Genomic DNA, 22,255 nt, shown 5'->3' with positions numbered 1-22,255 from the left:
GCAATGGCTCGGTGCTCAGGACAGCTCCGCGGGACACGTGACGCGCGATCCGCGCAGGGGCATCCAGTCCGAGGTGCGGGGCACGGTGCCGCTGCCGCCGCGCACCTGCCCGGTCATGCGGTTGCCCATCACCCGCACGCGCGCCTCCACGGAGGTCCGCTCATCCTCCACGCGGATCTGCAGCGTTTCGCCGCCTTCCACCTGCATCCACGAACTGCGGCCGCCGATCCGCCGGTTGATCTCGCCCGGGCTGAACAGGCGCAGGCGCATTCCGTCCGCCGGGCGCGCGGAGATGGCGGCGGTGTCCAGGCGCAGGACGGAGAGCGGAGGCAGCGCGCCGCCGCGCGATCCGGGAATGCTGAGCGTCCAGCACCCCGCGGCGGCTTGCACCGTGGAGGCGGAGGAGGACGGGCCGGCGGCCGGTTCAGCCGCGGTCGCGCAGCCGGCCAGCGCCAGCACGGTCAGCAGGAGTCCTCGGTTGTGTGCGGTCATGGTCAGATTGGATGGAGGGTCGATGCTGGACGATGGATGCGGACGGGCCCAAGCGCAATCAGGGCGCCAACTCGTCCGGGCAGGCGATGCGCCGGCCGGTGACCGGCGCGTGCCGGATGAGTTCCAGGACGTCCGACGTCGTGGCCGCCGTGCCGGAGAGCGCATTCCCCCGAACGCGCAGGCGCGCATCGCTGCCGGTGAATCCGTCGCCGATCCAGAGGTACACCCCGCGGCCGTCGGCCAGGGGAGCCCATCCCCGGAAGTGGAACCGCATCGCGGAATCCGCCTCCGCGGAAAGCAGGCGCAGTGCCAGATGCTCGCCCTGGACGGCCGTGTCCAGCCGCACCCGCGCGGGTTCCGGCCACCGCCTCCGCAGGCGCGGGCCGATCTCCAGCTCCCAGCACCCCGCGGCCGCGCTCCGCAGGGGCGAAGGCGCCGTGCTCGTCGCGGGCCGGACGCCAAGGCAGCCGGCCAGCGCGGCGGGCAGGGCAACGAGCACGGTCCAGCGGAGCAGGCGCGTCGTCATCGGCCGGAATCGGGCGGATGCGCGGCGGCGAGCGAACGATACAGCGGCACCATCCTCTCCGCGAGGCGCGCGCGGTCGAACGTGAGCAGCGCCGACTCGCGCCCGTGGCGGCCCAGCGCCGCGCGGAGCGCCGGATCGGCCGCGAGGCGGTGGATGGCGCTGGAGAGCGCGGCCACGTCCCCCGGCGCGGCGGTGAGCGCGTCGTGGCCCGGACGGACGATCTCCCGAGCGCCGCCCGCGTCGCTCACGATGACGGCGCGCCCGCACGCCATCGCCTCCGCGATCACCAGTCCGAACGGCTCCGGCTGCGTGCTGGCGTGGACGACGACGTCCAGCGCCCGCATCGCCGCCGCGGGATCGTCCACCAGCCCGGTGAAGCCCACCCGCCGCGCGATCCCCAGCTCCGCGGCCAGGCGGCGCAGGTCGTCCACCGCCACCTCGCTCCCCGCCGTGCGGTAGATCCCGCCGCCGATCACGTAGCCGCGAACGGGAGGACCGGCGGGAAGCGCGGCCAGGGCGCGCAGAAAGGTCTCGTGCCCCTTCCACCGCCCCATCGTGGCCACCAGTCCCACGCGCACCGTCCCGTCCGCCGCCGGGGCCAGCCCCGCGCGCGCGGCCAGGTCCGCCGCCTCGCCGTCCGGGCGAAAGCGCGACAGGTCGATGGCGTTCAGCACGGTGTGCACGGCCAGTCCGGAGCCCAGCGCCGCCCGCGCGTCCTCCGCCACCGCCTCCGAGACGGCCACCGCCGCCGAGCAGCGCGCGGAGGCGGAGCGCAGCAGCCCGCGCATGGCCGGCCGCGCGGACACGAAGTCGTGCAGGTGCCACACGACGGGAACGCCCCGCGGCCGCGCGTACGCGGCCAGCAGGTGCATCTTGAAGCCGTTGGTGTGGACGGCGTCCGGCGCCAGGCGGGCCAGCAGGCGGCGCAGGCGCAGGAGGTAGAGCGCGGCGGACGGTCCGGCCGCGGCCATCCCCGCCATCAGCCCCGCCCTGCCCAGCCGTCCCCCCGCCGTCCCCGCGTCGCCCAGCGAAGCCAGGCGCGGCGGAAAGGCGAGGACGTGCGCCTCCGCGCCCAGTTCGCGCACGCGGGCTGCGAGGGGTCCGTCCTCCCCCGCCACCACGCACAGGGACCACGACGGCTCCGCCGCGCGCACGCTGGCCAGCAGGTCCAGCAGGGCGCGCTCGGCACCGCCCAGCGCGCCCGAGGCGCTCAGATAGACGATCCGGAGGGGAGGCCGCGGGCGCGGGTCGCGCGCGGCCGCGTCAGGCGACGGCGGAGGCGCCGGAACGCGCGGGTGCACGGCGGGTGCGGTCAGGGAGGGCGGCCACGGGGGCGGCGGGCGGGGCGCGGTCCGCGCGCAGCCACTCGCCCACGGCGTGGGCCAGAACGCGCGCCGTGCGGTCCGCGGTCAGCAGGCGCAGGTCGTCGGGCGCCTCCGTCCACACGCGCAGCACGTACGGATCGTCGGCGGAATCATCGTCGTCCACCGGGCATTCCAGCTTCCACGCCCGCGCCGCGCACTCCGGCGGCAGCTGCGACCGCCCGCCCTCGCGCGACGATTCGCGGCACACGCTGGCGTACAGCAGGCCCAGCGCGGCCGCGTTGTCCTGCAGAATGGCCTGCACGTGCGAAAGCGACTCGGCCCGGGGCAGCACCTGCGCCACGTCGCGCGCGTGAATCTGGTCGCGAATGCTCTGCCGCAGCCCGCGCATTCCCGAATGGACCACGGCGCCGGCCTCCACGAACTCGTGGTAGCCCAGCCGCTTGATGCCGAACAGGAGGAGGATGACGGACAGCGCGGCGCCGCCCACCGCCGTGGCCGCCACCAGCGACGGCGGCCCGAACGCGAGGATGACGCCGACGACCGCCAGCGTGGCCGCGGCCAGGTACATGATCACCACGGCGCGCACGTGCGTCACGCCCATGGCGATGAGCTGGTGGTGCAGGTGCCGCTCGTCCGCGCCAAACACCGGCGTCCCCCGCAGCCACCGCCGCACGATGGCCAGCAGCGTATCCAGCAGCGGCAGGGCGAGCACGAGAAGGGGGACGGCGACCACCACGGCCGCCGTGCTCTTGGTGGATCCATGGACGGATAGCACCGCCAGCATGAAGCCCACGAACAGGCTCCCCCCGTCCCCCAGAAAGATGCGCGCAGGGCGGAAGTTGTAGCGGAGGAAGCCGGCCAGCGCCCCGCCCAGCGCGGCGCATCCCAGCGCCACCTCCAGGTTGCCCAGCATGAGCGCCACTGCCAGCGTGGTCGTCAGCGCCACCAGCCCGATCCCCGTCGCCAGGCCGTCCAGCCCGTCGATCAGGTTGAAGGCGTTGGTCACCCCTACGATCCACAGCAGCGTCAGCGGCAGCGCCAGCGCGCCCACCTCGATGGAGCCGTTGCCAAAGGTGATGGCCTCGATGCGGAACCCGAAGCCGTACGCCACCACCGCGGCCGCGCACTGGGCCAGCAGCTTGATGGAGGGCCGCAGGTTCACAAGATCGTCCGTGAGCCCGGCGGCGAACAGCAGCGTTCCCGCCAGCAGCGCGCCCACGAAGAAGCGGTCCGGTCCCGTCACCCCGCCCGGCGCGGCAAGGCTGGTCACCAGCCCCGCCGTGGTCGCCAGCCACACCGCGATCCCGCCCAGCCGCGGCACGCGCCGTTCGGCGGACGAGGGGCGGACGTGGCCGTACAGCCCGTGCCGGGTCACCACCCGCGCGATCGCGGGGGTCACCAGCAGGGCCGTGAGCATGGCGGTGGCGAATACCAGAAAGACGGGCACGGGCAGTCGTCCGGAGGGGAATCAGGCGGGCCCGGCGGTGCGCGCATCCTGGCGTAAACAGGTACGCGCGCCGCAACTACCGATTGGATCAGGTTTTAGAGTAGCTTAGAACTGCTCCGCGGTCAAGACATATGTCGTAAAGTGCTACGATCGGTCGTAGCAGCACATCAGAACAGCGATTCCAGCGAAGTGGAGGATGACAGTCGCCGCAGCGCGCCCGCCAGCAGCGGCGCCACCGTCACCACGTGCAGAATGCCGCCGCCGTCCGCCGGGGTGGGCACCGTGTCCGTCACGCACAGCCGGGTTACGCCCGCCGTGCGCAGCCGGTCGATGGCGCCGTCCAGCAGCAGGCCGTGGGTGGCGGCCACCAGAAAGCCGCTGGCCCCCGCGTCGCGCAGCGCGGTCACGCTTTCCACCAGCGTGCCGCCCGTGCTGATCATGTCGTCGATGATCAGGCAGGTGCGGCCGCGCACCTCGCCCACCAGATGCGTGACGCGCGTTTCCGATCCGGACTCGCGGCGCTTGTGCAGCACGGCCAGCGGCAGGTTCAGCCGTTCCGCGTACTCCGTGGCCAGCTTCACCCGCCCGGCATCGGGAGATACGACCACCGTGTCGGCCGGCAGCTCCGGCTTGAGCCCGGCGCACAGCGTGGGGACGGCCGTGAGCGTATCGAACGGGCCGGGAAAGAAGCCCTCGATTTGCGTGGTGTGCAGGTCCACCGTGATCACGTGGTCGATCCCCGCCTCGCGCATCAGCAGCGCCATCAGGCTGGCGGTAATGGGCTCGCGGCGGCCGGTGCGCTTGTCGGATCTCGCGTAGCCGTAGTACGGAAGCACGGCGTGAATGCGCCCCGCGGCCGCCCGCCGGAAGGCATCGGCAAAGATCAGCAACTGCATGGCGTTGTCGTTCACCGGCGGGCAGGTGGGCTGCAGCAGGTACACGTCCTTGCCCCGCACCGACTCGCCCAGGTGCACGGACGTTTCGCCATCCGGAAACTGCTCCACGCGGCAGCTGCCCAGCTCCATCCCCAGCTCCGCCGCCACCGCCCTGGCCAGCGCCGGGTTCCCCGCCCCCGCAAACAGGATCATCTCCGCCATCCGCTCCTCGTCATCCCCGGAAGTCCCGTCGCTGTCGCGCGCCAACATGCATGCACACGCCCCGCGCGCGCAATTCCATCTGTTCCCCGTGCGGTGGACCGGGGTGCGTACGCTTGTTGCCGGACCCTATCGTCTGGTGCGTGCGGCGGCGGGGACAAAACCGTTTCACGCGGAGGACGCGGGGGTTGGCGGAGGTACGCGGGGGAACTGCGCGGCGGATTCGTGCGCGTTCCGTCGCTCCGTGCTGGCGCAGGCTCCCCAACCGCATCTCACGCGGAGGCCGCGGGGGTCGCGGAGGTCGCGGGGGGGATGGCGTCAGACCGGAGGATGGGGCAAACGACAGGTCGAGGAGGAGGATGGAGGAGATCCGGGTCCGCAGCTGGACCGAGCTGAACGACCAGCTCTACGACGCGTCGTACAACGAGCAGATCGGGCGCATCCGCTCGCCGCACGTGTTTCGCGGCGTCAGCTGCGCCACGTATCCCCTCACCACCAGCCTGCACCGGCTGGGCGGCGACTTTGCGCGCATGGAGCAGCACCTGCTGCGCAACTTCCGCAAATACGCACCGCGGGAGTACCGGGCCAGCGACTCCGTGTGGAACTGGCTGGCGCTGGGGCAGCACCACGGCCTGCCCACGCGCCTGCTGGACTGGACGTTCTCGCCGCAGGTGGCCATGCACTTCGCCACCGCGCGCCTGGAGCAGTTCGCGCGCGACGGGGTGATCTGGATGGTGGACTTCGGCGCCGTGCACGCGCGCCTCCCCGCCCCGCTGCTGGCGGAAATGGAGGCTGAGCAGGCGAATGTCTTCACCGTCGAGATGCTGCAGCGCCGGTCGCAGACGCTGGAGCAGTTCGATGCGCTGGACGGGGAAACGTTCGCGCTCTTCTTTGAGCCGCCCTCGCTGGACGAGCGCATCGTGAACCAGTACGCCGCGTTCGCCGTGATGTCGAGCCCCGAGGCCGCGATGGGCGACTGGCTGGCGGCGCACCCGGACCTGTACCGCCGCATCGTGATCCCCGCCGAACTCAAGTGGGAAATCCGCGACAAGCTTGACCAGGCCAACGTCACCGAGCGCGTGCTGTTTCCCGGGCTGGACGGGCTGAGCGCGTGGCTGCGGCGCTACTACAGCCCCCGCGGCGAAATCCCGCTCCCCGACGAGCGCCATCCCTGAGAAGCACGGAGGGCACACCGCGGTGGCGGAGGTACGCACACTCATCCGCGCCGCGGGCGGAGGCCTGCGCCGGCGGAAAGTCCGCAAACGGCTCTCACGCGGAGGCCGCGGGGTCGCGGAGGTCGCGGGGACTCCGCAGGGCGAATTGTTGCGTAGGGTGGCGGGGTGGAAGGGGATTGTTCTTCGTGATTCGTGACGGGAGGCGCACGTGATTTCTCCGTGGAGCGATACGGCCTCGCTCATCAGCCCGGACGGGCGCACTACCGCGAGCATCGAGGACGCGGGGGAGATCGCGATGGGGGCCCCGACGTCAGGCACGCTGATCCTCTCCACCGGCCTCACGGTGGAACGGTGCAGCCCTTCGATGGTCTGGTCAGACGATTCACGGTACCTCGCCGTCCCTCGGTGGAACCTGGACCGGCGCCAGCAGCTCGTCATCATCGATGCGCGGGAGGGAGCAGTCCGCGCGCTCCCGGAAATCTACCGCGTGCTGCAGCTGGAATCGTTCGACGGCGGCATCGTGCGCGGCGTAGACTCCCCGATCCACCGAACGCAGCCCGTGGCGATCGCGATAAACTAGAAAATGAGACGGGCCGCCAGCCGAAATGCGATCGCCCCTTCGCCTGCCCTGGTGCTCTCCCGCGGCGGATCAGCTCGATCACGATTCCGGGGCGGAAGTATTGCTTTGGCGTATGTCAGTCAGCATCCTTGACTGACAACCCAACGGAGCTCAAGTGATGGACAAGCCCGACCGGCCGTACACGTATGGCGACTTCCCGGAGCTGTTCTGGGATCTGCAGAAGGACGTCGCGATCGATGGCACCGATCCGCTGGTCATCAGCCGCGTCCTCCGCGAAGGAAATTTGGAGCACGTGCGCCGGATCGTCCCCACCGAGGCACTGATTCAGAAATTCGACGAATTGATCCTGCCGAGGAACGTGCGGACGTTCTGGGCGCTGATGGTCGACAAACTGCGCGTGCGCCATCTTGACAATCCTGCCTAGCGGGAATTGAATGCTTACCCCGCTTCCCGGAGTTGTTACTCCCGTGCATGCGGCACTTATGCGCATCGTCGCGGAAACCGCACGCCGCCATGACATCCACTCCCTGCACCTTGAAGGCGGAACCGCTCTCTCGGCGTACTTCCTGGGACACCGCGAGTCGGAGGATTTGGACTTCTTTGGCGATCCGGATTTCCACGCGGCTGGTTTCGTTGGCGTGCTCTCGCCAGTACTCGCCGATTCGGGATTCAGCCTGGAAGTGGTTGGTTCGCCCAGTGCGTGGCATGCCAGGGCTCTGGCGAGGCATTCCGATTCGGGGATTGCCGTAAAGCTGGACTTCGGAGCGAGTTCATCGTTTCGCCTGGCCCCTCGAGAGGTGACCACCGAAACAATTGAGGTCGCATCTTATCGAGATCTCTGTGCGGGTAAGCTGCATGCGATCTGCGACCGCTTTGAAGTCCGCGATTTTCTTGACCTGCACGCCATCCTGACCCGGCCAGACCCGAGCGGTGCGATTCCGCACGAGGGCGAATTCCGAGATCGTGCGCGAGCTGTCATTCGGGATCTGATGGAGTCGGATCCTGGTCTGGACGCCGCAACGATCGGCACCGCCGTCGCCCAGGGTAAAGGCCGTTCCATTGCAGCCCCGTTCCCGCTGCGGCTCCTGCGACCATTCGACGAAGCTTCGATCCAGCAGACTATCACCCTCGTGCTGGACGAGTGCGTCGAACTCGCCGCGCCTCACCTGCCCTGACCCCCCCGCGACCTCCGCGAACCCCCGCGGCCTCCGCGTGAGGGCAGTTTGCAGACCCAGGGGATGAACAAAGCCGCGCCTCCGCACACGAGCGGAGACGCGGCTTTTCTCCATCAAACGACGATCAGCTGACTTCGTGCAGCCGCGCGATGTAGCCGGTGAGCCGCTCCGAAACGTCGGCCAGCGACGCGGTGGCCTGCTCAATCTGCTCCAGCGTCTCCGCCTGCAGCGCCGCCGCGTCCGCCACCGCGCTGGCACCCTCGCCGTTGCGGTCCGCGATCTCCGCCACCGCCCCGAACTCGTCGCGCAGCCCGGCGATGCGCCGCCGCTGCTCGTCCGCGCGCCCGGCCATCCGCTCCGTGAGCCCCTCGGCCCCCTCCGCCGCGGCCACGATGCGGTCCACCGAGTCCAGCGCCGTGCGCGACAGGTCGCCCACCCCCTGCAGCCGCGACGCGCCCTGCTGCATGCGCCCCAGCGCCGTCGCCATCTGCCCGCGCACGCCGTCCACCATGTCGCGCGCCTGCACCGCCGCGCGCCCCGTGTCGTCCGCCAGCTTGCGAACCTCGTCCGCCACCACGGCGAACCCGCGCCCGTGCTCCCCCGCGCGCGCCGCCTCGATCGCCGCGTTCAGCGCCAGCAGATTGGTCTGGTCGGCGATGGCGCGGATCGTTTCCACCACGCTGGCGATCTGCGCGGAGGTCCCGGCCAGCGCCCCCATTTCCCGCGCCTCCGCGTCCACGAAGTCGCGCAGGTCCACCAGCCGCCCGATGGCCTCGGCGATGGCGCCGCGGTTTTCCGACGCCAGGCGGCGCGTGTCCCGGCTGGCCCCCGCCGTCTCCCCCGCGTCCGTGGCCATGGCGTGCGCCGACGCCGAAAGCTCGTCCGTCAGCCGCAGCCCGAACGCCGTGCGCCGCCCCTGGTCCGCGATGCGCTGGCGGATGTCCGCCGCGGTATTCGCCACCCCCTGCCCGCTCTCGCGCAGGCTGGTGAGCCGGCCGCCCAGCGTACGCAGTGCCGCGTCCATCTCGCGCGCGCTGTCCGTCATGGGCCGCACCAGCCCGTCCAGCTGCAGCGCCAGCGCCAGCTGCCGCGCGAACCGCTCGATCAGCCGGTGCTCCGGGCCGCGGTACACGTCCGGGCGGTGGTGCGCCACCTCCAGCAGCCCCAGCGCGGTGCGTCCGTACAGCAGCGGCTGCAGCACCAGCGACCGCACGGGGATGCGCGCGCCCCCCACCCCGCCGCGGTGCAGGTCCGACATCGCCACCGCCTCGCCCGTGGCGAACGACTGCTCGCGCAGCGGCTGCAGCGCGTCCAGCCCCTCCGGGTCCGCCATGGGCGGGTGAATCATCACCAGCCGGCCGTCGCGCACGGAGTACACGTGCAGCCACCGCCACTCGATCAGCCGCCCCGCCATCTCTTCGATGGCCGCCATCGACTCGCCCAGCGGCATGCCGGCGGTGATCACCGACTCCATCGCCGCCACCTTGCGCAGCTCCTCCGACGAAATCGCCTCCACCACCAGCAGCCGCGCCACCAGCCCCGTCGCCACCACGAAGGCCACGATGATCACCGGCCCCGGCCACCCCAGAAAGGCGAAGCTGGACGCGACTCCCACCGCGCCCACCATCCCCAGCACGGCGGACACGATCTCGTAGCGCAGCAGCACGTTGCGCTCGGCCGCGGTCAGCTTGCCGCGAAAGATGAGCGAAAAGTAGAAGAGCCCGCGGCTGGCGGCGAAGTACGCCAGAAAAAAGACGATCAGGACGGGGAGCCCGGCCAGCGAAAAGGCCGGCGCGTAGCCGTGGTCCAGGTCCGCCGGGCCCAGCCCCACCGCGCGCGAAGCCAGCAGGTACCCCGCGATCCCCGCCACGGCGGCCAGTGCCTCGCGCCCGGCGTTCACGGCCGAGGCGAACCACACCTTGCGGCGCAGCAGGTCGCCCGCGGCGGTCCCCGCCCACGCGGCGAACACGGCGGCGGCGGGCTCGCCCAGCAGCGTAAGCGCGCCCACCGGCACCACCGTCATGGTGACGTAGCTGAACTTGGACAGCTGCACCGAGCCCATCCGCAGCCCCGCCACCGCCGCCGCGCCGAGGATCGCGCCCACCACGCCCCACGCCCCCGGCGCCCAGCGGAACGCCGACGCCAGCGCCAGAAGCACGGCCGCGCCCCCCGCCATGAGCAGAAAGCGCGCGTATCCCTGCAGCAGGCGAATGGTCGCCGTCGCCAGGCGGGGCTCGTTCACGGCCGCCGGGCGCCGTCCACGGCGTGCCGCAGCGCCCGCACGAAGCGGCGCCCCTCGTCCACCCCGCCCGTGCGCAGCGTTTCCACCAGCGCGCTCCCCACTACCACGCCGTCCGCCACGCGCGCCACCGTGGCCGCCTGCTCCGGCGTGCTGATGCCGAAGCCCACTGCCACCGGCACCGAGGTGGCCGCGCGCAGCGTCTCCACCTCCGCCGCCAGCCCCTCCTGCAGCTCCACCTGCGCGCCGGTCACGCCGGTACGGCTCACGTAGTACAGAAACCCGCGCGCCGCGGCGGCGATCTCCCGCATCCGCGCCGGCGTCGTGGTCGGCGCGATCAGGCGGATCAGGTCCAGCGGCGACGCGGCGAACTTGCCCTCCAGCTCCGGGTCCGCGCCCACGGGCAGGTCCGTCAGCAGCACGCCCTGCGCGCCCGCCGCGTGCGCGTCCGCCAGAAAGCGGTCCACGCCGTGGCGCAGAACCGGGTTCAGGTAGGTGAACAGGACCACGGAGGTGCGGTGGCGCGCGCGGAAGTCCGCCAGCTGGTCCAGCGTCCAGCGCACGTCCACCCCCTGCGCGATCGCCTCGAACGACGAGCGCTGAATGGTGGGCCCGTCCGCCAGCGGGTCGCTGAAAGGCACGCCCAGTTCGATGACGTCCGCGCCCTCTTCCGCCAGCGCGTCCAGCACCGCGGCGGTGTCGGTGGTGCGGGGGTGCCCCGCGGTCACGTAGGGGATCAGGGCGGCGCGGTTTTCCGCGCGGGCGGCCGCAAAGGAGAGGTGCAGCGAAGGATCAGACGAAGTAGTCGCCGACATGCAGTCCGTAACGCTCGGGATCGGTGGTCTTGATGATGCTTCTGAGCGGCCGTCCCGTGGACGGATCCGTTTCGGCCAGGTCCAGCGTGCGCGGCGGCTCCAGCCGGATCCCCAGCGCGTCGTAGATCACCTGCACGATGGGCTGGTGCACCGACTCCGCCCGCGGATTGCGGGCCGTCACCACCGCCAGCTCGAAGCTGTCCAGGATGACGACGCTGCCCACGGGGTAGATCCCCGTCATGCTGATGAACGCCTTTACCAGCAGCGGGTCGAAACCGCGCCCCGGGTTGTCGCGCATCTCGCGCAGCACCTTGTCCGCGGGCCAGGGCTGCGACTGGTAGCTGCGCTTGCTGGTCGCCGCGTCAAACCCGTCGGCGATGGCCACGATGCGGCTGAACAGCGTGGGCTGGCGCGGGCGGACCGAAATCGGGTATCCCGTCTGGTCCAGCTTCATGTGGTGCTCGTACGCCATCAGCATGGCGCGCAGGGGAAGCTCCGCCAGGCCGCGCATGTCAAACAGCTGCAGCAGCCCCTCCGCCGGGTGCTCCTTGAGGATGGCGAACTCCGCCTCCGTCAGCGCGCCGGGCTTGTTGATGAGGTCCACCGGCATGCGCACCTTGCCCACGTCGTGCAGCAGCGCGCCCAGCCCCAGCTCGTACAACTGGTGCTTGTTCAGCCCCAGCTTCTTGCCCAGCGCCACGCTGAAGATGCACACGTTCACCGAGTGGGTGAAGGTGTACTCGTCGTAGTCGCGCAGATTCGTCAATCCGACGATGGACGCCTCGTTGCTCAGCACCTGGTCCACGATGGACTGCACGGCGCGCTTCACCGGGCGCAGGCTTACGCCCTTGCCCATCCGCAGCCCCGTCATCACCTCGCGCGCCACGGCCACGGTCTGCGCGTACGCCCGCTTGGCCACGCGCCGCGCCTCGTTGTCGCGCAGGTCCGGCTCGCTTTCGCGGTCCGGGCCCACGGCCAGGTGCAGCACCGCCGTGCGCCCCAGCCGCTCCAGAAAGCCGCCGAACGGGTCCGCCGCCACCGGCTCGGTGTTCACCAGCGCCAGCAGCGCCGTCCACTCCGGCACGTCCACGCCGCGAAACACCTCCAGCTCGCCGATGCCGTGGCGCGACAGGGCGCGGCCCACGGCGCCGTAGGTGGCGTAGCTCTGCAGGTCGATGCGCAGGCGCAGGTCGTTGATGAAGAAGAAGTCGCCCACGAACCGCACCGTCAGCTGCTCTTCCGCCGCCAGCAGGTCCTGGGTGATGGCGTGCAGCTCCGCCAGCGCGTTGACGACCGTCTGGTTCTCCAGCGGATACAGCTGCAGCGCCCGCAGCGCGCCGCTGACGGAAAACAGCAGGTCGCGGCCGCGGCGCTGCAGGCCGCGTTCGTCGCCGGAAACCAGCGCGGGGTGGGTGGCGGTTTCCGTCATTGGCGAAGCGCGCGGATGGCGCGGCCCACGGCGTTGCGAACCACGGGGTCGGTGTCGGCGGCGGCGGCGGAAAGCGCCTTGTCGGCTGCGGGGTGGCGGATGCGTCCCAGCCCCAGCGCGGCGCACGCCCGCATCTCGCCGCTTTCGCGCCGGCCCAGCCAGCTCTTTCCGTTCAGCACCTTGTCCAGCAGCGGCACTCCTTCCGCGCCCGTCAATCCGCCGTACGCCTCAAAGAAGGCAATGCGCTCCGTGAGGTCCGCCTCGCGCAGCCGCTTGCTGTCCAGCGCCGTTTCCAGCTTCGGCTTGGCGGCCGTCCACCGCAGCGCGGAGATGGCGCGGGCCGCGGCCACGCGCACCTCGCGGTCCGCGTCCTCCAGCGCCCCTTCCAGCGCGCCGCTGGCCGTGGGCGACCGCAGCTCCTGCAGCGACTCCACCGCGGCCAGGCGCAGCCGGGGCTCCGGCCGGGCCAGCAGCCGTGCCACGTCCGCCGCGGCCTCCGTCACCCGCAGCCGGCCGATGAGCCGCGCCGCGCCCGCCGCGATCCCGGGGTCCGCGTCGGAGGCGAATCCGCGCAGCGAGGCGGCGTTGGCGCCGGCCAGCCGCTCCGCCGCGCCCATGAGCGCGGCGCGCGCGTGCTCGGACGCGGCGCTCTCCCCCGCGCGCAGCAGCGGGCCCAGCGACTCGGGGGGAAAGAAGGAGAGGAGCGACGACAGGTGCTCGCGGCTCAGCCCCTCGCCCGCCTCGTCCACGATGCGCGCCAGCTCGGCGACGGTGTCGGCGCGGGCCATCTGGTCAAACAGGCCGCGGACCGCGCGCATCACCGGCGGCGCCAGGCGGCGCGAGGTGGCAATGCGCACCAGCTCGCCCAGCATGTACGAGGCGGTCTGCAGCCGCGCCGCGCCCAGCAGGGTGGGAAGCAGGTCGCCGCAGATCTCCACCACCGTCCCCTGCCGCTCCGCCTCGCCGTCCTCCAACCGGTCGAACAGCGCGTTCAGGACGTCCGTCCACAGGTCGCGGTGCATCTCCCTGTCCAGCTCGCCCTCCAGCCGGCGCATCTCCCCTTCATCCAGGAAGTACAGCGCCTCGCGGAAGTCTTCGGTGGACACGGTGGAAAGCGGGGCCGGATCTTCGCGCGGCGGCTGCGACGCGCGTCCCGCCGCGCCCTCGCCGCCCTCGGGAAGCTTGACGCCCTCCGACAGCGGCTCCACGTAGCGGTAGCGGAAGTAGCCCCAGTCGTGCTCCCACAGCAGCGTCAGCAGGTCCTCTTCGTCCGCGCGCAGCCGGTGGATGCGGGCCAGCAGTTCCAGAAACGCGGTGAGGTCGTCGCCCTCGAACCCGGGCTGAAAGGTCAGCTCGCGGACGCCGTCCTTGTAGAGGGAGAATGCGAGGTTGTCGCGCTCCTCCCCCGTAAAGGCGGCCGTCCCCTCCCAGATCAGCGCGCTCTCCTCCACCTGGAGCACCAGGTACGGCAGCCGCTCCCACAGCGTGGCGAAGCGCTCGCGAAGCGTCTCCACGAAGCGGTCCAGCGCCGGCGAGTGCCCCTCGTACAGCAGGTGCGTGCGCAGCGCCTTGGCGAATCCGCGCGCCACCTCCTGCACGTCCGCGCGCACCGAAGCGTCGCCTTCCCAGGGGGAGGCGGCGTCAGAACGGCCGGCGGAGGGCAGGGTCACGGTCACGGGACGCGCGGAATCAGAAGTGTAGCAGGTGTGGCAACACGGGATGCGCGATGACGATCACGTACAATCCAGCAGTCGGCGGGTGATCCGGAGATGACCATCCGCACGACCTTTTCTACGACCGGCATCATCCGGCGATGACCGGCATTCATCAGATGACGAGCATCCTCTGACCGGTCGGCGGATCACCCGGCGAGGACCACCATCGATCGGACGATGACATGCATCATCCGATGTTGGCCCGCGGAATCCCCCGGCGATCAGGCTCATCCGGCGGACCCGCATCGACGGACGATGACGGACATCAACCGACGACGTGCACGCGATCCGGTCCACGATCGCGGGATGACCCGCCGCGCGCCATCCAGCGACGCATCAGCAGAAGATTCCGATGATCATCACCGGGATCATCCAACGACACCCGAGCGGGAGATTTCGATGGTCATCCGCGGAGCGCCCGATAAATCATCGATCGGATCACCCGGCGATCAATCAGCCGGGTGATCTGGACGACGGTCAGCGGGCGCCGGTCATTTCCGCGACCTGGGCGACGTCCTTGTCGCCGCGGCCGGACAGGCAGACCACCACGGGGCCGGCGTCCTTCCACTGCGCACCGTCGCGCAGCAGCAGGGCGATGGCGTGCGCCGACTCCAGCGCGGGAATGATCCCCTCCAGCCGCGCCAGCCGCGCAAACGCGTCCAGCGCCTCCGCGTCGGTGATGCTGGTGTAGGTCGCGCGCCCGCTGTCCTTGAGGTGCGAGTGCTCCGGGCCCACGCCGGGGTAGTCCAGCCCGGCCGACACGGAGTGCGCCTCCGCCACCTGCCCCGCCTCGTCCTGCAGCAGGTAGCTCAGGCAGCCGTGCAGCACGCCCGGGCGCCCGGCGGTGAGGGTGGCCGCGTGGCGCGGCGTATCCACCCCGTCGCCCGCGGCCTCCACGCCCACAAGCTGCACGTCCGCGTCGCCCACGAACGGGTGGAACATGCCGATGGCGTTGCTTCCGCCGCCCACGCAGGCAATGACCGCCGCGGGAAGCCGTCCCTCCACCGCCAGGATCTGCTCGCGCGTTTCCTTGCCGATGATGCTCTGAAAGTCGCGCACCATGCGGGGATACGGATCAGGCCCGACGACGGAGCCGATGATGTAGTGCGTGTCGCGGACGTGCGTGACCCAGTGGCGGATCGCCTCGTTGGTGGCGTCCTTGAGCGTGCGCGTGCCGCTGCTGACGGGGCGGACTTCCGCGCCCAGCAGGTTCATGCGATAGACGTTCAGCGCCTGCCGCCGCACGTCCTCTTCGCCCATGTACACGATGCACTCCAGGCCGAACAGCGCGCACGCCGTGGCGGTGGCCACCCCGTGCTGCCCCGCCCCGGTCTCGGCGATGATGCGGCGCTTGCCCATGCGCCGGGCGAGAAGCACCTGCCCCAGCGAGTTGTTGATCTTGTGCGCGCCGGTGTGGTTCAGGTCTTCGCGCTTCAGGTACACGCGCGCGCCGCCGGACGCCGCGCCCAGGCGGTCGGCGCGGTACAGCGGCGTGGGGCGCCCCACGAAGTCGCGCCAGAGCGCGTGCAGTTCATCCCAGAAGGTGGGGTCGGCCTGCGCCGCGGCGTAGACCTCCGTGAGCTCGTCCAGCGCGGTGATGAGCGTTTCGGGAACGAATCGTCCGCCAAACACGCCGAACCGCCCGGAAACCGCCTCCGCAATTCCTGCTTCCAGCGCCATGCCTGTCACTGCCGTCAGGGAGAAAGAGAATGGACCGCCTGTACAAAGGCCCGCACCGCGCCGGCATCCTTCAAACCCGGTTCCCGCTCCACGCCGCTGCTGACGTCCACCGCGTCGGGGCGAAGAAGCCGCGCCGCCGTCGCCACGTTGTCCGGCCGCAGCCCTCCCGCGGCAATGATGCGCAGCCCGGCGGGAAGACCGCCCCGGATGGCCGCCACCGCCTCCCACGGAAACACGGTTCCGGTGCCGCCGTGGGCCGCCGCGCTGTATCCGTCCAGCAGCAGCGCGTCTGCCGAACCGGCGTAGCGCTCCGCCGCGGCGAGCACGTCGCCGGCCTCGCGAACGCGCACGGCCTTCCACACCTCATACCCCGCGGCGCGCATTCGGTCCGCCAGCGCGGGGGGCTCATCTCCGTGCAGCTGAAGAACATGCAGCCCCGCCGCCTGGCCCGCCGCGCGCAGTTCCGCCTCGTCCGCGTCCACGAACACGCCCACGCGGCGGGGACGCAGGCCGCCTAGTATAACGTTTGCCCGCTCCGCCGTCACGGTCCTTTTCCCGCCAGGGGCAAGGATCACCCCCAGGTAGTCCGCTCCCGCCTCCGCCGCCGCGAGCGCATCTTCCGGCCGCATCAGGCCGCACACTTTCACCGCCGGGGGCCACGTCATGCGGGGCGCATCCCCGGCGCGCGGGAACGCTCCACCAGGGCGGCGGCGGCGGCGCGCACGTCCGGCTGGCGCATCAGCGATTCGCCCACGAGGATGGCGTTCACCCCCGCCGCGCCCAGCCGGTCCACGTCCGCCGCCGTGCGGATGCCGCTTTCCGCCACGTAGGTGACAGATTCCGGCAGCCGGGGCGCCAGGCGGATGGACAGTTCCAGGTCGGTGGCAAAGGTGTCCAGGTCGCGGTTGTTCACGCCGACCAGCGTGGCGCCCGCGGCGAGCGCCACCTCCAGCTCCGCCTCGGTGTGCGCCTCCACCAGCGCGTCCATCCCCGTTTCGCGGATGAGCGCGTGCAGCTCCGCCAGCTGCGACGGATCCAGAATGCGGACGATGAGGAGGACGGCGTCCGCCCCCGCCGCGCGCGCTTCCCACACCTGCACCGGGTGAATGACGAAGTCCTTGCGGATCAGGGGCAGATCCACGGCGGCGCGCACGGCGTGCAGCGCGTCCATCCCCCCGCCGAAGTAGTCGCGATCGGTGAGGACGGAGAGCGCGGCGGCCCCGCCCGCGGCGTAGTCGCGGGCGATGGCGGCCGGATCGGCGCCCGGGCGGATGTCGCCGGCGGAGGGGGAGCGGCGCTTTACCTCCGCCAGCAGCCGCACGTGCGACGGATGGGTCAGGGCGGCCGCAAAGCCGCGCGGTGCAGGCACTTGCCGCGTCATGTCGCGGTATTCCGCAAGGCGTCCCGAGGCCGCCTTCACCTCGTCGCGCTTGGTGGCGACGATGCGGTCCAGGATGCTCGTACTGCTCATTGCAACGAATTCCTTGACTTCGGTTTGCCTTCGGGTGATATTCTTCTTCGGCACCTGTTCGGACCAGCAACCAGAAACCCTGCGGAGACGCGGATGGCGCTCACCAAGAAGCAGCGGCAGATCCTCGACTATGTCGAGAGCTTCGTCGACACGAACGGCTACTCGCCGAGCTACGAGGAGATCGCCGACCACTTCAACTACAACTCCCTGGCCACGGTGCACGAGCACCTGACCAATCTGGAGCAAAAGGGCTTTCTCCGGAAGAACTACAACAAGAGCCGTTCGCTGGAGGTGGTGCGGGCGGACCTGCACGCACCGGCGCTGGAACTGCCGCTGATGGGCGCGGTGGCGGCCGGCCTCCCCATCGAGGCCATGCCGGACGGCGGCGACCAGGAAACCATCACGGTTCCGCACGACATGGTGCGCCGGGGCAACAACTACGTGCTCCGCGTAAAGGGCGACTCCATGATCGAGGAGCAGATCCGCGACGGCGACTACATCATCGTCAACTCGCGCCAGACGGCGGAGAACGGCGAAATGGTGGTGGCGCTGGTGAGCGACGGCACGCAGCTGGGCTCGGCCACGGTCAAGAAGTTCTACCGCGAAGGGGGCCGCATCCGGCTGCAGCCGGCCAACGAGGCCATGCAGCCCATGTATTATCCGGCGGAGCAGGTCGCGATCCAGGGGATCGTGGTCGGCGTGATCCGCAAGTACTGACCGTCCGGTGAAGCACGCGCGGCACCCCCGCCCGCGTCTTCGCCACCTCCGCATCCGGCGCGCCCTCGGGCGGCTCGCCTGGAGGCGGAGGAAAACCGCTCTCTGCCCGCGCGCCGGGCACCCGCTCGGGAAAGGTACGGAGATGAAGTCCGAATCGTCGGTGCTGTTCGTGGTGGGCAAGCTGGGCAAGAACGACAGGCGCATGATGGTGCTGGAGGAAAAGACGCCTCCGCCCATCCCCGGCCCGTTCGAGCTTCGCGCCGTCTTTTCCCGCTAAGGCAGGAAAGGCCTCACACAGAGGCGCAGAGCCGCAGAGAGAAAAGAAAAAGAGGAGGGACAGCGAACCACTCGCCGTCCCTCCTCTTCGTTGTCGTATCTTTCTCTGCGCCTCTGCGGCTCTGTGTGAGGCCCTTCTTTTTCTCAGCCGCGGGTGGCGTCGCGAAGCTGCTGGAGCTTGTGGTATCCCGCGCCGCTTTCGAGGGTGGACTCGGCGATCGCCACGCCGGCCACCAGCGTGTCCGTCATCCCCGACACGTAGATCGCGGCGCCCGCGTTCAGCACGGTGGCCGCGCGCGCGGAGCCGCCCACGGTGCCGCGCAGCACGCCCTGCACCTTGGCCGCGTTCTCATCGCGCTCGCCGCCCTCCAGCCCGGCGACCTCAAAGCGCGGCCACCCCAGTTCCGCCACCGGATCAAAGGTGCGGCGCGTCACCTGGCCGGCGTTCAGCTCCATCACCTCCGTCGTGCCCAGCGGGCTGATCTCGTCCAGCCCGGGCTGGCCGTGCACCACCAGCGCGCGGTCGTGCCCCAGCTCCTGCAGCGCGCCGGCAATCAGCGGCAGCAGCGCGGGATCGTTCACCCCCACCACCTGCCGCTTCGCCCCGGCGGGATTGGTCACCGGGCCCAGAATGTTCATCAGCGTGGGCATGGCCAGCTCGCGCCGGATAGGGCCGATGTGGCGCATGGCCGGGTGGTGCAGCGGCGCGAACATGAAGACGATTCCCACCTCTTCCAGCACGCGCGCCTCGCGCTCCGGATCCAGCTCCAGCCGCACGCCCAGCGCCTCCAGCACGTCGGCGCTGCCGCACTTGCTGGTGAAGCTGCGGTTGCCGTGCTTGGCCACGCGCACCCCGGCCCCCGCGGCCAGCAGCGCCGCCGCGGTGCTGATGTTGAACGTGGTCAGCGAGCCGCCGCCGGTGCCGCAGGTGTCCACCAGCCCCTCGGGCGGGGCGTGCACGGGCACCATGGCGCGGCGCAGGGCGCGCACGCCGCCCGCCACCTCCTGCGGGGTCGCGCCGCGCACGCGGATGGCCACCAGCAGCGCCGCCATCTGCACCGGCGACGCCCGGCCGTCCATCACCTCGCCAAAGGCGCGCTCCGCCTCGTCCGCGGTCAGCGGGCGGTCGGCGGCGCGGCGGATGAGTTCGGTGAGGTCCGCGTCCAGCAAATTCAGGTCTGCGCTCATGGGTGCGGTCAGGCGGGCAGGAACAGGCGCTCGGGAAGGCCGGCGTGGTCCGCCAGCAGCCCCACGCAGAGCGAAACCAGCCGCAGCTGCTCCACTTCGGTGTCGTCCACCGTCCCCGCGCGGAAGTTGGTGAGGTTCAGCACGCCCAGCAGCCGCCCGCGCGACACCAGCGGCAGCGACACGAAGGCGTCGCTCGTGTACCAGTCGTCGCCCATGAGCGCCGCGTCGCCGCTGTCGTGCGGGTCGCGGACCACCAGGGGAAGGCGGGTGCGCGCCACGCGGCCGGACACCCCGCTCCCCATGGGAATGCGCACGCCGTCCGCCACCAGCTCCGGCGGCAGGCCGATGGCGGCGCCCAGCCGCAGCTCGCGGTTGTCGCCCGTCTCATCCACCAGCATCAGCGAGCAGCGCCCGCCGCCGAACGCCTCGGCCACCGTCCGCACGATCTCCACCGCCAGTTCGCGCGGCTCCATTCCCGCCGCGTTGCGCTCCATCAGCTTGCGCAGCAGGAACATGACGCGCGTCTGGCGCTGGTGCTTGGCGGCGCGGCGGTCCAGGTCCACGTGCGCGTCCATCAGCAGCTCCGTGGCGCCGGACGCGGCCCGCTCCAGCGCCTCGATGCGGCCGCGGCTGCGCTCCATCTCCGCGCGCGCCTCGGCCACGGCGCGCTCGCTTTCGCGCAGCCGCTCCAGCACCGATTCCGCCAGGCTGACCGGCTTTTCGCCGCCCAGCGCGGGGCCGGCGGCGCGCAGGGCCAGCGCGCGGGCCAGCGCCATCTCCAGCACGTCGCCGGCGGCGGGCACCGGGCCCTCCGTCTTGCGGCTGAACGAGAAGCGGCGCGGCTCGGCCACGATCAGTGCGCCCAGCAGCGCGCCGTCGTGCGCGATGGCGCGCACGCGAACCCACGACTTGTCGGGGTCAATGCCGGGAAGCAGGTCGCGCAGCACCCACACGGCCACGCTTTCCGCCGGACGCAGCGGGCGGTCGCCGCCCACGTCGTCCATCAGCAGCGAGTGCAGGCGCGAGGGCTCCAGTTCCAGCGGCGCGACTTCGACTTCGCCGCTGTCCAGCACGGTCCAGCGCTGGTCCAGCAGCCCGCGGCCGGCGTTGAACGCGGCATACGCCACACGCCGCTCGCGCGCGCCGGCCAGCACCGGAAGCAGGCGCCGCAGCACGGTTTCGGTATCGACCGCGTCATGCAGCCGAACGGGGAAGAACATGGCCCTGTCCGGATTTCGTGGAGGGTACGTCAAAGGGAGTCTGCAAGGTTACCGATGCAGGGGATGGGTGTCAATCGACCCGCCGCTCTGCATGGGCATGGATACATGAACGACATCGGTTGATGATGATGCGCGGGCCGCCGGGTGCGTCTCCCGGATCGGTGCGTGGTGCGGAGTGGCGGTGGAGGAACTGCCGTTTCACACGGAGGTCACGGAGGAGACACGGAGGGCACGGAGGAACCGCATCGGGATGAGGGTCGCACCTCGGCCTCCAACGTAGTCCCGGGTCATCCTGTGGATTCGCTGCGGCGACGTCATGACGCGCCGTGACGCTTCACCTGCTTCCGATCATGACCCTATGCCTGTCGCCCCGCTCGGCTATCGTTCAGCCGGGCGGGGCGAGTCAGTTGATTCCTTCGCCGATCTACTGCGCGGGCGCTTCAACTCCCGAAATCGGACGCGCGCGGTAGAACTGTGCCCCTGATGACAACGACACGGAATCGACCCACATCAGTTCCGGCCTGCGGAGAGGAAGCAACGAGTACGTTTCGTCGTGCTCCCATTCCCCACGGTAAACCCTCACCCGGACCGTAGCGCTGTTCTGGTCCCCTGAAATCGAACTGATCCGCACGAAGTGACGCGTCCCCGGCGACCAGCACGGTCCCACCATCATTCGAACGAGGCTCGCGCTGCCGCCGGTTGCCAGTGCTTCGGCGCCGACCTGTTCATCAACGCTGCACCGCTCGAACTTGGCGGTGGTGTCGGCCAAGACGCTCGCGCGGTAATCCATCACGGCATGGACGGCGCTGGCCCGCCAGTTACCTGTGTGCTGTGCGTGGAGTGGCGCCGCCAGGAGCACGGCGGCGAGCATCGCCCACCGGTGGGCGAAAGTCATCTTGGCACGCATGAGTTGGGTCCGGGGTTCAGGCGGTCGAAGGGCGCTTCGCTGTAGCGGTCACGCCCTTGCGAATCCCACGTAGGATCGATGTAGTGGAATGATCCACCGTAGTGTGCACCTTCATGCAAGGCGGTAATCGCGATCTCGCGCATTGCCGCTGGATCTCCGTTCGCTGCCGCGGCAAGCGCGGACGGATCGAAGTGGATGTGCCCCCGGTAGTAGGCCCCGTCGTGACTTTCCGTACTATCGGTCCCCATGCTGCTGTCAGTCCGTCCACGAAAGACAGCACCGGCCGTCATCGCTCTATTGAAATTCGCCAGCATCTCTCCGCAGACCCGGGCAGCAGCCGTGTCCGTGAACGTCGTGCGAAGCTTGTTCTGGAGAGCCGTACTGATCGTCGTGCCGCGTATCGCACAATTCCGCACCAGAACACCGCCATCCGTAATTCAGACCGATAGGAGCGATTGGAGTAGCAATGCTCGTCGCACAAAGGATCACCTGGCGCATGGCTTATCTACGTGGCGCAATAGGCGCGCTTCGTGTACTTTGCGCCCGGTCAGCATCAAATCACGGGAAAGGACAGGAGATACAACGATGGCGCGTTGGACAGCGGCAGCCGCCGCAGTCGTTCTGGCGCTCGGCGCGTGTGCTCAGTCTGCAACCGCTCCAGAAAGTGACGCAACGGGACGGCGGCCTGCGGCAATCAGGTTGCTGCCCGACTCAGCCGGGACGAGCGCAACGATGGACACAGCGCCGACTCCCTCGGACACACTCCCTGGGGACGACTCGCGGA

At 70.6% G+C, this 22,255-nt stretch carries 22 protein-coding genes; 7 read left to right on the top strand and 15 right to left on the bottom strand.

The genetic code is table 11. From position 1 onward, the window contains the following. Positions 1-15: 15 nt before the first annotated feature. The 5 genes from HNQ61_RS23835 to HNQ61_RS23815 all read right to left on the bottom strand — a co-directional run bounded on the left by HNQ61_RS23835 (position 16) and on the right by HNQ61_RS23815 (position 4,887). Entirely contained in the window at positions 16-492 is a 477-nt protein-coding gene (locus HNQ61_RS23835; RefSeq protein WP_170038646.1) for a hypothetical protein, read from the bottom strand. Positions 493-550: 58 nt separating this feature from the next. Continuing rightward, complete coding sequence (locus tag HNQ61_RS23830; protein WP_170038648.1) at positions 551-1,018, bottom strand: hypothetical protein; 468 nt, start codon at positions 1,016-1,018, stop codon at positions 551-553. Next, positions 1,015-2,319 (bottom strand): glycosyltransferase, encoded by a 1,305-nt coding sequence (locus tag HNQ61_RS23825; RefSeq protein WP_170038650.1) that lies wholly within the window; start codon positions 2,317-2,319, stop codon positions 1,015-1,017. The genes HNQ61_RS23830 and HNQ61_RS23825 overlap by 4 nt, the downstream gene beginning before the upstream one ends. Beyond that, positions 2,282-3,790, bottom strand: coding sequence for an MraY family glycosyltransferase (locus HNQ61_RS23820; protein WP_170038652.1), 1,509 nt, complete (start codon positions 3,788-3,790; stop codon positions 2,282-2,284). Before HNQ61_RS23820 ends, HNQ61_RS23825 begins: the two co-directional genes overlap by 38 nt. 167 nt (positions 3,791-3,957) lie before the next feature. Beyond that, the gene (locus tag HNQ61_RS23815) at positions 3,958-4,887 is read right to left on the bottom strand and encodes a ribose-phosphate diphosphokinase (protein WP_170038654.1); all 930 of its coding nucleotides are present in this window, start codon (positions 4,885-4,887) and stop codon (positions 3,958-3,960) included. Positions 4,888-5,243: 356 nt separating this feature from the next. Between HNQ61_RS23815 and HNQ61_RS23810 the strand changes: the two genes are divergently transcribed. The 4 genes from HNQ61_RS23810 (at position 5,244) to HNQ61_RS23795 (ending at position 7,814) form a co-directional block, all read left to right on the top strand. Beyond that, positions 5,244-6,059 carry an FRG domain-containing protein gene (locus tag HNQ61_RS23810; RefSeq protein WP_170038656.1) on the top strand — a complete coding sequence of 272 codons (816 nt, stop codon included), beginning with the start codon at positions 5,244-5,246 and terminating at the stop codon, positions 6,057-6,059. Positions 6,060-6,267: 208 nt separating this feature from the next. Next, positions 6,268-6,639, top strand: coding sequence for a hypothetical protein (locus HNQ61_RS23805; RefSeq protein ID WP_170038658.1), 372 nt, complete (start codon positions 6,268-6,270; stop codon positions 6,637-6,639). A gap of 157 nt (positions 6,640-6,796) precedes the next feature. Beyond that, the gene (locus HNQ61_RS23800; RefSeq protein ID WP_170038660.1) at positions 6,797-7,063 is read left to right on the top strand and encodes a hypothetical protein; all 267 of its coding nucleotides are present in this window, start codon (positions 6,797-6,799) and stop codon (positions 7,061-7,063) included. 58 nt (positions 7,064-7,121) lie between these two features. Continuing rightward, entirely contained in the window at positions 7,122-7,814 is a 693-nt protein-coding gene (locus HNQ61_RS23795; RefSeq protein WP_170038662.1) for a nucleotidyl transferase AbiEii/AbiGii toxin family protein, read from the top strand. A 124-nt stretch (positions 7,815-7,938) separates the two neighbouring features. On the opposite strand, the gene HNQ61_RS29725 is transcribed toward HNQ61_RS23795, so the two are convergent. The 4 genes from HNQ61_RS29725 to HNQ61_RS29720 are packed head-to-tail and all read right to left on the bottom strand — an operon-like array spanning position 7,939 to position 13,973. Next, the gene (locus HNQ61_RS29725; protein ID WP_205762055.1) at positions 7,939-10,056 is read right to left on the bottom strand and encodes a methyl-accepting chemotaxis protein; all 2,118 of its coding nucleotides are present in this window, start codon (positions 10,054-10,056) and stop codon (positions 7,939-7,941) included. Beyond that, positions 10,053-10,868 carry a tryptophan synthase subunit alpha gene (trpA, locus tag HNQ61_RS23785; RefSeq protein WP_170038664.1) on the bottom strand — a complete coding sequence of 272 codons (816 nt, stop codon included), beginning with the start codon at positions 10,866-10,868 and terminating at the stop codon, positions 10,053-10,055. The genes HNQ61_RS29725 and trpA overlap by 4 nt, the downstream gene beginning before the upstream one ends. After that, positions 10,846-12,297 carry an HD-GYP domain-containing protein gene (locus HNQ61_RS23780; RefSeq protein ID WP_170038666.1) on the bottom strand — a complete coding sequence of 484 codons (1,452 nt, stop codon included), beginning with the start codon at positions 12,295-12,297 and terminating at the stop codon, positions 10,846-10,848. The genes trpA and HNQ61_RS23780 overlap by 23 nt, the downstream gene beginning before the upstream one ends. Further along, positions 12,294-13,973, bottom strand: a complete 1,680-nt coding sequence (locus tag HNQ61_RS29720) for a HEAT repeat domain-containing protein (protein WP_170038668.1) — start codon at positions 13,971-13,973, stop codon at positions 12,294-12,296. Before HNQ61_RS29720 ends, HNQ61_RS23780 begins: the two co-directional genes overlap by 4 nt. A gap of 294 nt (positions 13,974-14,267) precedes the next feature. Between HNQ61_RS29720 and HNQ61_RS23770 the strand changes: the two genes are divergently transcribed. Continuing rightward, entirely contained in the window at positions 14,268-14,477 is a 210-nt protein-coding gene (locus tag HNQ61_RS23770) for a hypothetical protein (protein ID WP_170038670.1), read from the top strand. Positions 14,478-14,489: 12 nt separating this feature from the next. On the opposite strand, the gene trpB is transcribed toward HNQ61_RS23770, so the two are convergent. The 3 genes from trpB to trpC are packed head-to-tail and all read right to left on the bottom strand — an operon-like array spanning position 14,490 to position 17,163. After that, a complete protein-coding gene (gene trpB, locus HNQ61_RS23765) occupies positions 14,490-15,692 on the bottom strand; it encodes a tryptophan synthase subunit beta (RefSeq protein ID WP_170038672.1) in 1,203 nt (400 codons plus the stop codon). Between the two features lie 14 nt (positions 15,693-15,706). Continuing rightward, the gene (locus HNQ61_RS23760) at positions 15,707-16,357 is read right to left on the bottom strand and encodes a phosphoribosylanthranilate isomerase (protein ID WP_170038674.1); all 651 of its coding nucleotides are present in this window, start codon (positions 16,355-16,357) and stop codon (positions 15,707-15,709) included. Then, positions 16,354-17,163, bottom strand: a complete 810-nt coding sequence (trpC, locus tag HNQ61_RS23755) for an indole-3-glycerol phosphate synthase TrpC (RefSeq protein ID WP_170038676.1) — start codon at positions 17,161-17,163, stop codon at positions 16,354-16,356. The genes HNQ61_RS23760 and trpC overlap by 4 nt, the downstream gene beginning before the upstream one ends. Positions 17,164-17,256: 93 nt before the next feature. On the opposite strand from trpC, the gene lexA reads away from it, so the two are divergent. Beyond that, complete coding sequence (lexA, locus tag HNQ61_RS23750) at positions 17,257-17,880, top strand: transcriptional repressor LexA (RefSeq protein WP_170038678.1); 624 nt, start codon at positions 17,257-17,259, stop codon at positions 17,878-17,880. Between the two features lie 142 nt (positions 17,881-18,022). Further along, the gene (locus HNQ61_RS29340; protein WP_276510319.1) at positions 18,023-18,157 is read left to right on the top strand and encodes a hypothetical protein; all 135 of its coding nucleotides are present in this window, start codon (positions 18,023-18,025) and stop codon (positions 18,155-18,157) included. Positions 18,158-18,300: 143 nt separating this feature from the next. Here the strand turns inward: HNQ61_RS29340 and trpD are convergent, their stop codons facing one another. The 3 genes from trpD to HNQ61_RS23735 form a co-directional block, all read right to left on the bottom strand. Beyond that, a complete protein-coding gene (gene trpD / locus HNQ61_RS23745) occupies positions 18,301-19,344 on the bottom strand; it encodes an anthranilate phosphoribosyltransferase (RefSeq protein WP_170038680.1) in 1,044 nt (347 codons plus the stop codon). A gap of 8 nt (positions 19,345-19,352) precedes the next feature. Then, entirely contained in the window at positions 19,353-20,564 is a 1,212-nt protein-coding gene (locus HNQ61_RS23740; protein ID WP_170038682.1) for a GAF domain-containing protein, read from the bottom strand. Between the two features lie 424 nt (positions 20,565-20,988). Further along, positions 20,989-21,471, bottom strand: a complete 483-nt coding sequence (locus HNQ61_RS23735) for a hypothetical protein (RefSeq protein WP_170038684.1) — start codon at positions 21,469-21,471, stop codon at positions 20,989-20,991. Positions 21,472-22,255: the final 784 nt, after the last annotated feature.

The sequence above is a fragment of the Longimicrobium terrae genome, from assembly GCF_014202995.1.
GTDB lineage: Bacteria > Gemmatimonadota > Gemmatimonadetes > Longimicrobiales > Longimicrobiaceae > Longimicrobium > Longimicrobium terrae.
This window is presented reverse-complemented; position numbering and strand designations above follow the sequence as displayed.